The 13,308-nt window shown below is 69.4% G+C and carries 10 protein-coding genes; 9 read left to right on the top strand and 1 reads right to left on the bottom strand.

The features are described from left to right. Positions 1–62: 62 nt before the first annotated feature. A complete protein-coding gene (locus ACWGO6_RS16175; RefSeq protein ID WP_452327266.1) occupies positions 63–1,250 on the bottom strand; it encodes a MalY/PatB family protein in 1,188 nt (395 codons plus the stop codon). 465 nt (positions 1,251–1,715) lie between these two features. On the opposite strand from ACWGO6_RS16175, the gene ACWGO6_RS16170 reads away from it, so the two are divergent. The 9 genes from ACWGO6_RS16170 to ACWGO6_RS16130 all read left to right on the top strand — a co-directional run bounded on the left by ACWGO6_RS16170 (position 1,716) and on the right by ACWGO6_RS16130 (position 13,162). Beyond that, positions 1,716–2,738: a LacI family DNA-binding transcriptional regulator gene (locus ACWGO6_RS16170; protein ID WP_452327265.1), complete on the top strand. Its 1,023-nt coding sequence runs from the start codon at positions 1,716–1,718 to the stop codon at positions 2,736–2,738. A 363-nt stretch (positions 2,739–3,101) separates the two neighbouring features. Further along, on the top strand, positions 3,102–4,088 hold the full coding sequence (locus ACWGO6_RS16165) for an ROK family protein (RefSeq protein WP_452327264.1): 987 nt from the start codon (positions 3,102–3,104) through the stop codon (positions 4,086–4,088). Next, a complete protein-coding gene (locus ACWGO6_RS16160; RefSeq protein ID WP_452327263.1) occupies positions 4,085–5,923 on the top strand; it encodes a class I mannose-6-phosphate isomerase in 1,839 nt (612 codons plus the stop codon). Before ACWGO6_RS16165 ends, ACWGO6_RS16160 begins: the two co-directional genes overlap by 4 nt. A 153-nt stretch (positions 5,924–6,076) precedes the next feature. Then, positions 6,077–7,345: an ABC transporter substrate-binding protein gene (locus ACWGO6_RS16155; RefSeq protein WP_452327262.1), complete on the top strand. Its 1,269-nt coding sequence runs from the start codon at positions 6,077–6,079 to the stop codon at positions 7,343–7,345. A 7-nt stretch (positions 7,346–7,352) separates the two neighbouring features. Next, positions 7,353–8,228: a carbohydrate ABC transporter permease gene (locus ACWGO6_RS16150; protein WP_376102188.1), complete on the top strand. Its 876-nt coding sequence runs from the start codon at positions 7,353–7,355 to the stop codon at positions 8,226–8,228. Next, the gene (locus tag ACWGO6_RS16145) at positions 8,228–9,040 is read left to right on the top strand and encodes a carbohydrate ABC transporter permease (protein WP_136041817.1); all 813 of its coding nucleotides are present in this window, start codon (positions 8,228–8,230) and stop codon (positions 9,038–9,040) included. The genes ACWGO6_RS16150 and ACWGO6_RS16145 overlap by 1 nt, the downstream gene beginning before the upstream one ends. A 28-nt stretch (positions 9,041–9,068) precedes the next feature. Next, positions 9,069–11,189 (top strand): hypothetical protein, encoded by a 2,121-nt coding sequence (locus tag ACWGO6_RS16140; protein WP_452327261.1) that lies wholly within the window; start codon positions 9,069–9,071, stop codon positions 11,187–11,189. Between the two features lie 72 nt (positions 11,190–11,261). After that, complete coding sequence (locus ACWGO6_RS16135) at positions 11,262–12,437, top strand: DUF4185 domain-containing protein (protein ID WP_452327260.1); 1,176 nt, start codon at positions 11,262–11,264, stop codon at positions 12,435–12,437. Then, the gene (locus ACWGO6_RS16130; RefSeq protein ID WP_452327259.1) at positions 12,434–13,162 is read left to right on the top strand and encodes an SGNH/GDSL hydrolase family protein; all 729 of its coding nucleotides are present in this window, start codon (positions 12,434–12,436) and stop codon (positions 13,160–13,162) included. The genes ACWGO6_RS16135 and ACWGO6_RS16130 overlap by 4 nt, the downstream gene beginning before the upstream one ends. Positions 13,163–13,308: the final 146 nt, after the last annotated feature.

Here is a 13,308-nt window from a genome sequence, read left to right as displayed (position 1 = left end):
CAGAAGACCGACAACCGCAGAGCCCCTTGACACCCTCCGCGGAGGTGTCCGACCCGGTCACCTCAGCGCGTGGAACCGGCCCGCCGCACCGCATCGCCCATCGCCGCGAACGCCTCTTCGAGGATCGGGCGCGGAGTCGCGAACACGACCCGGACGAAGCCCTCCGCACCCCGCCCGAGCAGCCGACCCTCGGTGAGCACGACCCCGGCCTGCTCGCGGAAGAACTCCGCCGGCGGCCCCGGGATCCCGAGCGCACGAGTGTCGATCCAGCCGATGTAGGTCGCCTCGGGCACCCGGTACACGGCGCCGGGGAGATGCTCCGCGACCAGCGCGGCGAGCTCCCGCCGCGACCCGTCGAGGTAGTCGAGCACGTCCGACAGCCAGGGCTTGCCCGCGCGATACGCCGCCGTCGAGGCGACGACGCCGAGGGTCGAAGCCCCATGCTGCACCGCGAACCCGAACCGCTTGTACAGCTGCTGATCCGTTTCGTTCGAGGTGATGAGCTGCGCGGTCTTCAGCCCCGGGATGTTCCACGCCTTCGACGCGCTCGTGCCCGTCACCGTGTGCGCGGCCGTCGCCTCCGACACCGACGCGTACGGCACGAACGGCGCGCCGTCGTATCGCAGCGGCGCGTGGATCTCGTCGGCGAACACCCGGCCACCGTGCCGCTCGACGATCTCGGCGATGGCCTCGAGCTCTTCGCGCCCGACGATCGTGCCGGTCGGGTTGTGCGGGTTGCAGAGCACGAGCGTCCGGGCGCCGGCGGTGAACGCCTCATCGATGCGCTGCAGGTCGTGCTGCCAGTGTCCGTCGACCTCCACACCGGGAACCTCGATCACCGGATGCCCGATCGCCGGCAGATATGTCAAAAACGGCATATAGGCCGGAGTCGGCACGATCACTGGCGAACCTGCGGGCGCATACTCCTGCACCGCGACACCGAGAGCCGCCATCACATCGGAGACCGGATGCACGCGCTCCGGGTCGACCGCCCAGCCGTACTCCCCCTGCATCCACTCGGCGGTGGCCTCACCCAGCTCTGCGGCCTGCGGCGGAGAGAGGTATCCGAGGTTCTCGTCGTCGACCGCCCGGTGCAGCGCCTCGGCGATCTCGGGCGCGACCCCGAAGTCCATCTCCGCCACCCACGCCCCGATGCGACCGGGGTGCAGACTCCACTTGCGGCTCTGCGGCCTGTCGAGGAAGAGGCGGGTGCGTTCGTCGAACGGATGCGGTGAGGTGTGCGCGGTCATCGTCGTGGTTTCCGGTGGCTCAGCCGACGGCGTTCGTACAGGACGGGCGCAGGGCGCGGATTCCGGGCACGGGAGACTCCATTCACAGCGGGGTCCATCCAATCTACGGACGGTCCGGCGCGGTCGCACCTCGCGTTTCCGTGCGTGACGGGTTGGCATGCTGGGCCCGCGTGCACAACTCCTCAGCAACGGTCGGGTTGCGCCCGGAACCGGCACCGGGAGCCCTTTCCGGCCGAGATTCGGAGGAGTTGTGCACGCGCCGCCGGGGAGAGCGCCGCCGACACGGTTCATAACTCAGGAAGTTCGTGCCGACTCCGGCCCGAACCCTCAACAAAGCGGCCTCGCCGGCAGGTTCTTCCTGAGTTGTGCGCACGCACCGCGGCGGACGAACCGGGCAGCACCCCGGAAGGACGACCCCGCTGGTAACGTTCCCTAGATCGCAGGCACGACACTCCGGAGGGCAGGATGAGCGAACGCACGCGCCGCCCGACCGTCAAAGAGGTCGCCATCCGAGCGGGCGTCAGCCCCATGACTGTCTCGCGCACGCTCTCAGGCGGACTCAACGTCAAACCCGACGTGCAGCAGCGCGTCATGGAAGCCGTCGCCGAACTCGGCTACCACCGCAATGAGAACGCCCGCAGCATCCGCCCCGGCCACAGCAGCGGACTGATCGGCGTCGCGATCACCAACATCGCCAACCCGTACTACAGCACCTTCGCGCTCGGCGTCGAAGAGGAGGCCGCACTCACCGGCCGCCGCATCCTGCTCGGCAACACCTCGGAGGATGCCGTGCGCGAGGCCGACCTCGTCGGCGACTTCCTCGGCCGCCGCGTCGACGGACTCATCGTCGTGCCCGCCGGCCCCACCTCGGCCCACCTCGCACACTCGCAGAACCAGGGCGTGCCCGTCGTGCTCGCCTCGCGCCGCATCGACGGACTCGCGGTCGACAGCGTCGTGCTCGCCGACGACGACGGCGCCTACCGCGGCACGATCGCGCTCATCGACCGCGGCCACACCCGCATCGGCTACCTCGGCAACGCCCTGTCGATCTTCACCGGTGAACGCCGATACGCCGGCTACGTGCGGGCACTCGAGGAACGCGGGCTCGCCGTCGACCCGCACATCGTCGCCGCCAACCAGCAGACCGTCGATCAGGCCCGTGAAGCCACGCGCGCACTGCTCGGCGCCGAGCATCCGCCCACCGCCATCTTCTGCGCCAACAACCGCAACGCCATCGGCGCGCTCAAAGAGATCAGCACCCAGCTCGACGCCGGACCGCGGACGCCCGCCGACTTCCCGGAGATCATGAGCTTCGACGACTTCGAGCTCGCCGAACTCTCGCCGGTGCCGATCAGTGTGATCGACCACGACCCCCGCGAGCTCGGCCGCACCGCCACGCGCCTGCTGCTCGACCGCCTCGACGGAGGGGACCGGGACACCGCGCCGCGCGAGGTCGAGCTGCCGGTCTCGCTCCGCAGCGTGCGCTGACTCGCCGCGGGGGTGTGGGTGGGGCGACGACCCGCGGCGTGGTCGGACGATTCGCCGAGGGTCGGACGATTCCCGGACGATTCGTGTCGAAAAGTCGGCGAATCGTCATCATCTCGGCGAATCGTCACCGCGAGGGGTTCGGAAGGCCCGTCGGGAGTTCGGACACCCGTCGGGAGTTCGGACACCTGTCGGGATCACGTACACCCGTCGGGAGTTCGGACACCTGTCGGGAAAATCCCCGCCAGGAGGCCGTGCACTCGGCAGAACTTCCCGACATCCGGTCGAGTCTTGACACCCCCACCCCTCGTTGATAACGTTACCAATCACCGACGAGGCAGTCGGATGAGGCGACGAGGAGGCCGGATGGAGCTGTGCATCGATTTCGGGGGCACCGAGATCAAGCTCGCCGTGACCGACGGCAGCCGTGTCGTCGCAACGGGCAGCATTCCCGTCCTCGGCAGCCCCGCCGACCTGCCCGCCGCCGCCGCCGAAGCACGCCGACTCCTCGCCGAGACCGACCTCGCCGAGACCGACCTCGCCGAGACCGGCCGAACCTCGACCGGCCGAACCGAGACCGGCCGAACCTCGCCCGACCCCGCTGAGACCGACCCCGCCGAGACCGGCCGAACCGCGGATGCAGTCGCCATCGCCGTCCCGGGCGTCGTCGACCCCCGCACCGGACGGATGCTGCACGCCAACGCCAAGTACGACTTCCTCGAGGACTTCGACCTGAACGCCTGGGCGCTCACCGAGTTCGGCCTCCCCGCCGTGGTCGAGAACGACGCCAGGGCGGCCCTGATCGGCGAGACCTCGACCGGCAGCGCGGCCGGCGAGCGCGATGCGGTGCTCGTCACCCTCGGCACCGGCATCGGCACCGCGGCCCTGATCGACGGCACACCCCTGCGCGGACGCACCGGGCACGCCGGCATCCTCGGCGGACACCTCACGGTCGACCTCGACGGACCGGTCTGCCCGTGTGGGAACGTCGGATGCGGAGAAGCCCTCGCGAGCACGTGGGCGCTCCCCGCCGGCACCACCATGACCGAGGTCTTCACGACCGACGCGCACCCCGCGATCCGCGACCGCTTCCTGCACGTGTGGGGCGCGGTCGTCACCTCGCTCGTGCACTCGTACGACCCGGCGGTGGTGATCCTGTCCGGCGGGATCCTGCGCGCGGGCGACGCTGTGCGCACCCCGATCGAAGCCCACGTCCGCGCACACCTCTGGCCCTCGATGACGCCGCCGCGCTTCGTCGTCCCGCCCGAGCCCGAACTCTCCGTCGCCCGCGGACTCAGCGTCCTCGCCCGCGCCACGACCACACACACCGCCACACCGCAGGAGGCACAGTGACCACCCCGATCAGCGACATGCACGAAGGGCACACCACCCGAGGTCGCTACGACACCCAGCCGACCGTGGCGCTCCCCGCGGGCGAGCGCATCCTCCGCGGCGCCGAGGGCTGGACCGCCGCCGCCGAACTCGCCGAGGCCTGCGCCCGCGTGACCGGCACCGCCCCCGTGCTGCTGGTGGACACCTACCCGGGAGTCGACGTCCCCGCCCTCACGGCCGCCGTGCGCGCGGCCCTGCCGGACTGGACCGTGGTCGACGCCGAGACCGCCGCCCGCCCGGTCGCCGAGGTCGAGCAGCTGATCGCCCCGAACCTCACCGACGACCGCGTCTTCGGTGTGATGAGCCACTTCACCCTGACCGACTTCTACGACGCCGCGAAGCTCGATGCCCTCGCGGGCAGCATCGCGCAGAACCCGACCGTCGTGATCGGCTGGGGATCCGAGCTCCTCCGCCCCCGGCTCGACGGCGCCGCAGCGACCGTGCTCGTCGACATGGCCCGCTGGGAGATCCAGCTGCGCCAGCGCAAGGGCGCCACGAACTGGCGCGCGGACAACGCCGCGGAAGACAATCTGCGTAAGTACAAGCGCGGGTTCTTCGTCGAATGGCGCGTCGCCGACCGCCACAAGCGCAGCCTGTTCGACACGGTCGACTTCGTGCTCGACGGCAACGCGATCGCCCCGGCCGAGCGGCATCCGGACTCCCCCGAAGCCGGCATGATCACCGGCACTGCGTTCCGCCAGGCGTTGAAGGATGCCGCGCACCGGCCGTTCCGCGTCGTGCCGTTCTTCGACCCCGGAGTGTGGGGCGGGCAGTGGATGAAGAACCTCATCGGCCTCGACCCCTCGAAGGACAACTACGCGTGGTGCTTCGACTGCGTGCCCGAGGAGAACTCGCTGCTGCTGGAGGGAGAGGGCGGCGTGATCGAGATCCCCGCGCTCGACCTGGTCTTCCGCCGCCCGGTCGACCTGCTGGGCGCCAAGACGTTCTCCCGCTTCGGGGCCGAGTTCCCGATCCGCTTCGACTTCCTCGACACGATGGACGGCGGCAACCTCAGCCTGCAGGTGCACCCGCTGACCGACTACATCCAGAACACGTTCGGCATGCACTACACGCAGGACGAGAGCTACTACATGCTCGACGTCGGCGACGATGCCGTGGTCTACCTCGGCACCAAAGAGGGCATCGACCGCACCGAGATGCTGCAGGATCTGGCGACGGCGCAGGACGGCGAGCATCCGTTCCCCGCCGACAAGTACGTCAACTCGTTCCCGGCCCGCAAGCACGACCACTTCGCCATCCCGGCCGGCACCGTGCACTGCTCGGGCGCGAACTCGATGGTGCTGGAGATCTCGGCGACGCCGTTCATCTTCACCTTCAAGCTCTGGGACTGGGGCCGCGTCGGCCTCGACGGCATCCCCCGCCCGGTGCACCTCGACCACGGTGCCCGCAACATCCAGTGGGACCGCGACACCACCTGGGTCGGCGACAACCTCCTCGGCCAGGTGAAGACCATCCGCACCGAGGGCGACGTGACCGAGGAGAGCACGGGCCTGCACGAGCTCGAGTTCATCGAGGTGCGCCGGCACTGGTTCGCAGACGGCGCCGACCACGACACCGAAGGCACGGTCAACGTGATCAACCTGGTCGAGGGGGATGAGGTGCAGGTCGTCAGCCCGTCCGGCACCTTCGAGCCCTTCGTCATTCACTACGCCGAGACGTTCATCGTTCCGGCCGCGGTGGGCGCGTACCGGATCGAGCGCACCGAGAACTCGCGCAGCGCCCGCTTCGCGACCGTCAAGGCGTACGTGCGCGGCTCGCGCACGAGCGACAACTGAACACGCAACCGAACACAGCAACCCGAAGCAGCACCCGCAATGACGCAGCACCCGCGAGGATCCCGCGAGGGAATCCCTTGCACCGCACTCATCACCTTGGTAGCGTGAAACCAGATTTCTGGTAACGATACCAAACGAACAAGGGAGTTCTGAATGATTTCGCGACGCACAATCGCCGCTGCCGCGGCCGGTCTCCTCCTCGGCACCCTGGCTCTGGCCGGGTGCTCCGGCGACTCCGGATCCGGAGACGCCGGAGAGGTGACCGGCACGCTCAACTTCTACACCGACAAGGCGGCGTGGAAGCCCGACTTCGAGTCGCTCAACGAGGTCAGCGGCGAGGCCGTCGACATCACCCTCAAGACCACCGGCTACTCGGACGCGAACCAGTACGACGCCTTCATCAAGCAGTCGTTCCGCACCGACAAGTCGCCGGGCCTGTTCACCTGGCACACCGGCGACTCGCTCAAGCAGCTGGTCGACGAGGGTCTGGTCGCCGAGACCACCGACATCTGGACCAAGGCCGTCGACGAGGGCTGGGTGAGCGAAGAGCTGCGCGACAGCTACACGTTCGACGACAAGCAGTACTGCGTGCCGATGAACATCGCCTACTGGATCATGTTCTACAACAAGGCCGCCTTCGCCGACAACGGCATCGAGGTGCCCACCACCTGGGACGAGCTGAACGACGCCGCCGAGACGCTGAAGGATGCCGGGGTCACCCCGTACTACCAGACCAGCGTGCTCTTCACCTTCCAGTGGTTCCAGCACCTGGTCGCCTCGACCGACCCCGACCTGTACGCCGGGCTCACCACGGGCGACGTGAAGTACACCGACCCCGAGATCGTCGACGTCATGAACCTGTGGCTCGAAGAGCAGCAGGCCGGCTGGTTCAGCGACGCGGGCAGCACCACCGATCCCGCGGTCGGCCTCAAGCAGGGCGACTACGCCATGATCAACTTCGGCACGTTCTTCGCGGGCAACCTCGAAGGCGCGGGCATGACCACCGACGACTACGGGATGTTCGCGATCCCCGCCGTCAGCGACGACCTCGACGCCACCCCGGTCGCCGTCGAGTCGGGCCCGATCTGCACGGCCGAGAACTCGAAGCAGCGCGACCTCGGACTCGCCTACGCCGAATGGTGGATGTCGCCCGACGCGCAGACCGCCTGGAACGACGCCCACGGCGACGTGGCGTTCAACCCGAAGGCGAAGGTCGCAGACCCCGCGCTCGCCGAGCTCGGCACCGAGATCGCCGGCGACGACTACATGCTGTACGACCGGTTCTTCGAGGCCATGCCGACCGAGATCGTGACCACCGCGATCGAGCAGTTCGGCGCCTTCAACGCCAACCCCGGCGACCCGATGCCGTTCCTGGAGAAGATCCAGGCCACGGCAGACAAGTACTGGGCAGAGCAGGAGTAAGCACCGGATGGCGCATCAGAAGTCGCCGTACCAGTGGTCCGCCCGGGGCTTCATCGCCCCGGGCGTGATCCTGGTCGCGGTCCTGCTCTACCTCCCCCTGCTGTGGACGGTGTTCCTGAGCTTCACGCAGTACAACGGCCTCGGCAGCCCCGACTGGATCGGGCTCGACAACTACGTCGAGATGTTCACCGACGGCGACTTCGTGGGCTCCGCGATGAACACCGTGCTCTGGGTGATCGGCACCCTGATCATCCCGGTCGGCATCGGCCTGGCGATCGCGCTGCTCACCTGGAACCTCGGCGGCGGCATCTGGCTGCGCCTCCCCTTCCTCATCCCCTACGCCCTCTCCGGCATCGGCGTCGGCGTGGTGTGGTCGTTCATCCTCTCCTCGGGCGGAGCGCTCGACCAGGCCCTCGCCGCGTTCGGCGTGACCGACCCGCCGCGGTGGCTGCTGGATGCCCCGCTCAACACGATCGTCATGATCATCGCCTCGTCGTGGCAGGGCGTCGGCGTGAACGCGCTGCTGTTCACCATCGGCCTGCAGGCCATCCCGAAGGAGCCGCTCGAGGCCGCCCGCATCGACGGCGCCGGCGGCGTGCGCCTGTTCACCAGCATCCTCTGGCCGATGCTCCGCCCGCTCACAGCCGTGGTCGTCGGACTCTCGATCGTCGCGAGCCTGAAGACCTTCGACATCGTCTGGGGCATGACCAAGGGCGGACCGGGCACCGTCTCCGAGACCCTCGCGCTGACCATGTACAAGGAGACGTTCGTGAACAGCGACTACGGACTCGGCTCGGCGATCGCGGTGTTCCTCACCGTCATCACCCTGGTCGCGTCGGTGCTGTACCTGCGTCAGCAGCTCTCCCCGAAGAAGGAGATGTGATGTCGAAGATCATCCGCACCGCCGTGCTCGTCATCCTCGGACTCGTGTGGCTGCTGCCCGCGTACCTCCTCGTCGTGAACGCGATGAAGGACCCGATGACCTTCACCTCGAAAGAGTCGTGGATCCCCACCGACTTCCACCTGTTCCAGAACTTCGCCGACGCGTTCGAGCTGTCGGGCCTCGGCGACAGCATCCTCAGCACCCTGATCTACTCGATCGTCTCGCCGACCATCGCCGTGCTCGTGGGCGCCGCGGCCGGTTACGCGATCGTGGCCCTGCGGCTCAAGCGCGGCTTCCTGTGGTTCGTGGTGATCTTCGGCGGCACGGTGTTCCCGCTGCAGATGGTGCTGCTGCCGCTGTTCGACGCCTACTCGCGCATCGGCCTGTTCGACACCCGCGTCGGCATGGTGATCATCTACACGGTGATCTCGATCCCGTTCTCGGCCTTCGTGATGCGCAACTTCTTCACCGGCGTCGCACACAACGTGTTCGAGGCCGCGGTGCTCGACGGCGCCACCACCTGGCGCATCTTCGTGCGGCTGTACCTGCCGATGGCGTCGAGCGCGCTGGTCGCGATCTTCATCCTGCAGGCGACGTTCGTGTGGAACGACCTGCTGCTCGGCCTCACGCTCAGCCAGTCCGACGACATCCGCCCCATCATCACGACCCTGTCCGGCATGCAGAGCACCTACGGCGGCGCGCAGATGTCGGTCGTGCTCGCCGCGGCCGTGCTCGTCTCGCTCCCCACCGTGGTGCTGTTCCTCTGCACCCAGCGGTTCTTCGCCAAGGGCCTCGCGCTCGGCCAGTACTGACCCTCTCTCCCGCCCCTCGAAAGGCATCATGCATCTGCTCATCCCCACCGTCGAGGACCTCGCCGCCGACGCCGTCACCCACCATTACGACGACATGATCGCGCCCACCGGCCTGACCAACATGTTCGGGACCGTGCGCGTCGATCACGACCTGACCGCGATCAGCGCGGTGCAGTTCCCGCCCGTGTCGCAGGGACTCACGCAGACCGCGGTGCTGTTCGTCGACGGACGGCTGTTCGCCTCGTACGGGGCGCCCGTGACACACGAGTGGCGGGCGGATCGGGTGGTGCGGCGCGCCACCGTCGGCGACCTGGAGATCGAGACCACGACGGTGTGCGTGCCGGGGAAGACGGCGGTGGCGATCGACATCGCGGTGCGGAACACCGGATCGCAGGATCGGGAGGTGCGGATCGGGCTCTCGGCCGCGGCACGGGTCACGCGCTCGCAGGAGGCCTGGCTCGACGCGGAGTCGCCCTCGGAGCGCGACACCGCGACCGTCGACGGCGAGCGCCTGGTGTTCTCGTCGGCGGATGCCGCGGCCTGGAGCGTGCAGGGGCTGGCGGGCGGATCGGCGGCGCTGAGCGGAGTGGCCTCGCTGCCCGAGGAATTCGACACGGGTATCGGCGGGAACGGGCGCGGCGGCGAGTTGGCCGTGGTGCTCGCCGTGCCGGACGGGGGCGTCGCGCGCACGGCCTACGTGCAGGCGGTCGGGATCTCCGAGGACGATGCGGCGCGCGCGTACGACGCCGTCGCCGCGGATGTGCCCGGTGCCGTCGCCGCGGCCGAGGAGTTCTGGAACCGACAGCTGCACGCCGCCTTCGACCCCGACGACGGGGAGTTCTCCGGCGCGCTGCCGGTGCTGGAGACGGCATCCGCGCCGCTCCGCCGCCTGTACTGGTGGGCGGTGCTGGGCGTGATCTGGTTCCGCCGCGACTTCGCCGGGAACGTGCTCGGCCGCTCGTACGACACCCTCATGCCGAACTACTGGGGCACCACCACGTTCATCTGGGACTACAGCCTGAGCTCCGTCAGCCACGCGCTGCTCGACCCCGCCGAGATGCGGAACCAGGTGCGGCACTGGATCTCGCTCGACATCCACTCGCACTTCGGCACCTCCTCGCTCACCGGCGGGCCCGTCGGCCGCTGGTACTCGGTGAACGACTACGCCATGACCCGGCTCGTGCACGACTACGTGCGCTTCACCGGCGACACCGCGTTCCTCGACGAGATCGTCGGCGATCAAACGGTCGCCGCGTCGGTGCGGCAGTGGGCGATGGCGTGGAAGGAGTTACGCCGAGACACCGCCCTGGCCGATTACGGAGAGATCGACAACCTGCTCGAGTGCGTGAGCTCGTACACACACGAGGTCGCGAGCCTGAACGCCGCGAACGTGTGGAGCATGCGCACGGCCGCCTCCCTCGCCGACCTGCAGGGCGACGCGCCGGGCGGTGCGGAGCTGCGCGCCGAGGCCGACGCCCTGCTCCCGGCCGTGATCGAGCGCTACCTCCCGGGTGAGGGCATCTTCGCCGCCGGGCAGCCCGACGGCACGATGCTGCCGGTGCGGCACTGCTACGACTTCAGCGTGGTCGGCACGACCGTGGCCGACGACCTCGCGCCGAGCATCCGCGACGAGATGGTCTCGTTCTTCCAGCGCGAACTGCAGACCGACAACTGGATGCGCGCTCTCTCCCCATGGGACCCCGACGCCAGCTACAGCCCCCGCCCGGACCATCAGTGGAACGGCGCGTACCCCGCCTGGCCCGCGGATGCCGGACGCGCCCTGGCCGCTCTCGGCGCCCCCGAGGTGCTCACGTCGTGGGTCGAGGGATTGTCGCGCACGGCGAATCAGGGCCCGATGGGGCAGGCGCACTTCGTCGAGGAGGCCGTGCCCGGGATCAACGGCGGCGCGCGAAAGGCCCCGCCGCAGCTGCCGTACATCATCGACTGGTCGTGCTCCTCGTCGGGCTCCTGGATCGAGCTCGTTATCGAGGCCCTGTTCGGCGTCTCGGTCGGGACCGACGGCACGGTGCGCGCGGCCGGCTGCGTCGCCGCGCTCGACCCGCATGCGGTGCTGCGCGGCCTGCGCGTGGGCGAGAAGACCTACGACATCGACGCCTCGGGAGGGATCTCCGAGACCCCCGGGCGCTGAGCAGGACCGCCCGAGCACTGCACGACCCGCAGGACCACGCTGTACCCACACGAACACGAAGGAGTGATCGAGATGAGAAGACGCATGATCGCGGCGGGTCTCGCCGCCGCATCCCTGTGTGCCGGAGCGCTGTTCGCCGCCCCGGCGAGCGCGACGGTTCCGGCCGGCGGCGGACATGGCGGCGGACACGGCGACGGCCAGTGCTCGCTGGTGGACAAGACGCTCACGGCGACATCGAGCGTGAACCAGAACCTGACCGAGACCTTCACGACCTACGGGAACACCGGCGGGGAGTGGACCGGCGGCGACAGCACCTACTCGATGCCGCTCGGCAAGGGGAAGACCGGCTGGTTCTTCTCGGACACCTTCCTCGGCACCGTGAACCCCGACGGGTCGCGTCCGACCGACTCGCCCTTCGTGAACAACTCCGTCGTGGTGCAAGACCGCCGCGGCGACCTCACCACCATCACCGGCGGCACCCCCGAGGACCCGGCCGGCATCATCCCGCCCGAACCCGACGGCAAGTGGTACTGGATCGGCGACCCGACGCCCGGCCGTCACGGCACCGTGCAGGTGCCGCTGCTGCAGTTCGCGCGCACCGGCACCGGGCAGTGGGACTTCGCGTGGACCGCGAACCGCCTCGCCACGCTCGACGGGCAGACCCTGCAGCTCGAGGGCATCGTGGATCTGCCCTCGGCCACCGGCATCAACTGGGGTTCGTGGACGCTGGAAGAGCGCGGCACGACCTACATCTACGGCATCGCCGACCCCGGTGGCGTGCGCTCGGCGTACGTCGCGAAGGTGCAGGGCAAGGACGGGCTGAAGGGCACGTGGACCTACTGGAACGGCACGAGCTGGGTGGCGGACGAGGCGGATGCCGTGCCCGTGGTGCCCTACGTCGCCAACGAGTTCAGCGTCGCCCCCTTCCGCGACGGCTACCTGCTGGTGACGCAGGACACGTCCGAGCTGTTCAGCACCCGCATCGTCGCGCGCACCTCGTGCTCGCCCACCGGACCCTTCACCGACCCGGTCGAGCTGTACCGCACGCCCGAGACCGGGGCGCTCGGCAGCTACGGAGACCCCGACGTGTTCACCTACAACGCGCACGAGCATCCGAACCTGCGTCAGGGCAACCGCATCCTCGTCTCCTACAACGTGAACACGTTCGACAACGTGGGTGACGTGTACGACGACGCCTCGATCTACCGGCCGCGGTTCATCGACGTGCAGCTGAAGGTCACCGGATGACGGATGATCGCGCGGCGCTCCGGGGGCTGCTCGCCTCCGGAGCGCCGGTCACCTGGGTGTTCGCGGGCGACTCGATCACGCACGGCCTCATCCACACCCGCGGTGCCCGCAACTACGTCGACCACCTGCACGAGCTGATCCGCGGCGATGCCGGGCGGGTGCAGGATGCCGTGATCAACACCGCGATCACGGGGTGGCGGGCCGACCTGATCCTCGGGGACTTCGACCGTCGCGTGGCGCACTGGCGGCCCGACGTGGTGACGCTCATGATCGGCACGAACGACTGCACGACGGAGTGGCTCGACCCTGTGATCGAGATGTCGGCGTTCGCGGAGTCGATCGCGGAGTTCGTGCGGCGGGTGCGGGCGCTCGGTGCGGTGCCCGTGCTGCAGACGCCGCCGACCGTCGACCTGCTGCACGCGCCCGACCGCGCCCGCATCGGCGAGTTCGCCCAAGCGGTCCGGGATGTGGCCGCGCGGGACGTGGTGGTCCTGGTGGATCAGCACGCCGCGTTCGCGGAGTTCTCGGCGGGGACGGGGCCGGGCAACGAAGGCATGCCGTGGGGCCTGCTCGACGACGCGTTCCACCCGAGCGCGGCGGGGCACGCCCTGCTCGCGCTCCGGTGGGCCGAGGCGGTCGGGGTCGGCGGCGCCGGGTCGCCCGTGCGCGCGGATCTCACCGCGCGGGTCGCTGTGGCACGGCATCCGCAGTGGCCTCCCGCGTGACGGTCCTCGCGCGGCCGCGTGCGTGATGCCGACCCGGCCCTCTGCGTCCGACCCGGCCCCGTGGGGGGGCACGGCAGGGGGCCGGGCGGACGGAAGGGGGGGGGTGGGGCGTGGGGGGAGCCGGCCCGCACGGCCAGCCCCCCCGG

The organism is Microbacterium sp. NPDC055665 (assembly GCF_053618035.1).
The sequence above is the reverse complement of the archived record's forward strand: the minus strand, read 5'-3'. Positions and strand labels throughout refer to the sequence as shown.

Bases quoted from the DNA above. Each gene is read 5' to 3' on its own strand.
- ACWGO6_RS16145 (WP_136041817.1), top strand. From the start codon at position 8,228: ATGTCGAAGATCATCCGCACCGCCGTGCTCGTCATCCTCGGACTCGTG.
- ACWGO6_RS16135 (WP_452327260.1), top strand. From the start codon at position 11,262: ATGAGAAGACGCATGATCGCGGCGGGTCTCGCCGCCGCATCCCTGTGT.
- ACWGO6_RS16140 (WP_452327261.1), top strand. From the start codon at position 9,069: ATGCATCTGCTCATCCCCACCGTCGAGGACCTCGCCGCCGACGCCGTC.
- ACWGO6_RS16150 (WP_376102188.1), top strand. From the start codon at position 7,353: ATGGCGCATCAGAAGTCGCCGTACCAGTGGTCCGCCCGGGGCTTCATC.
- ACWGO6_RS16175 (WP_452327266.1), bottom strand. From the start codon at position 1,250: ATGACCGCGCACACCTCACCGCATCCGTTCGACGAACGCACCCGCCTC.
- ACWGO6_RS16130 (WP_452327259.1), top strand. From the start codon at position 12,434: ATGACGGATGATCGCGCGGCGCTCCGGGGGCTGCTCGCCTCCGGAGCG.
- ACWGO6_RS16155 (WP_452327262.1), top strand. From the start codon at position 6,077: ATGATTTCGCGACGCACAATCGCCGCTGCCGCGGCCGGTCTCCTCCTC.
- ACWGO6_RS16170 (WP_452327265.1), top strand. From the start codon at position 1,716: ATGAGCGAACGCACGCGCCGCCCGACCGTCAAAGAGGTCGCCATCCGA.
- ACWGO6_RS16165 (WP_452327264.1), top strand. From the start codon at position 3,102: ATGGAGCTGTGCATCGATTTCGGGGGCACCGAGATCAAGCTCGCCGTG.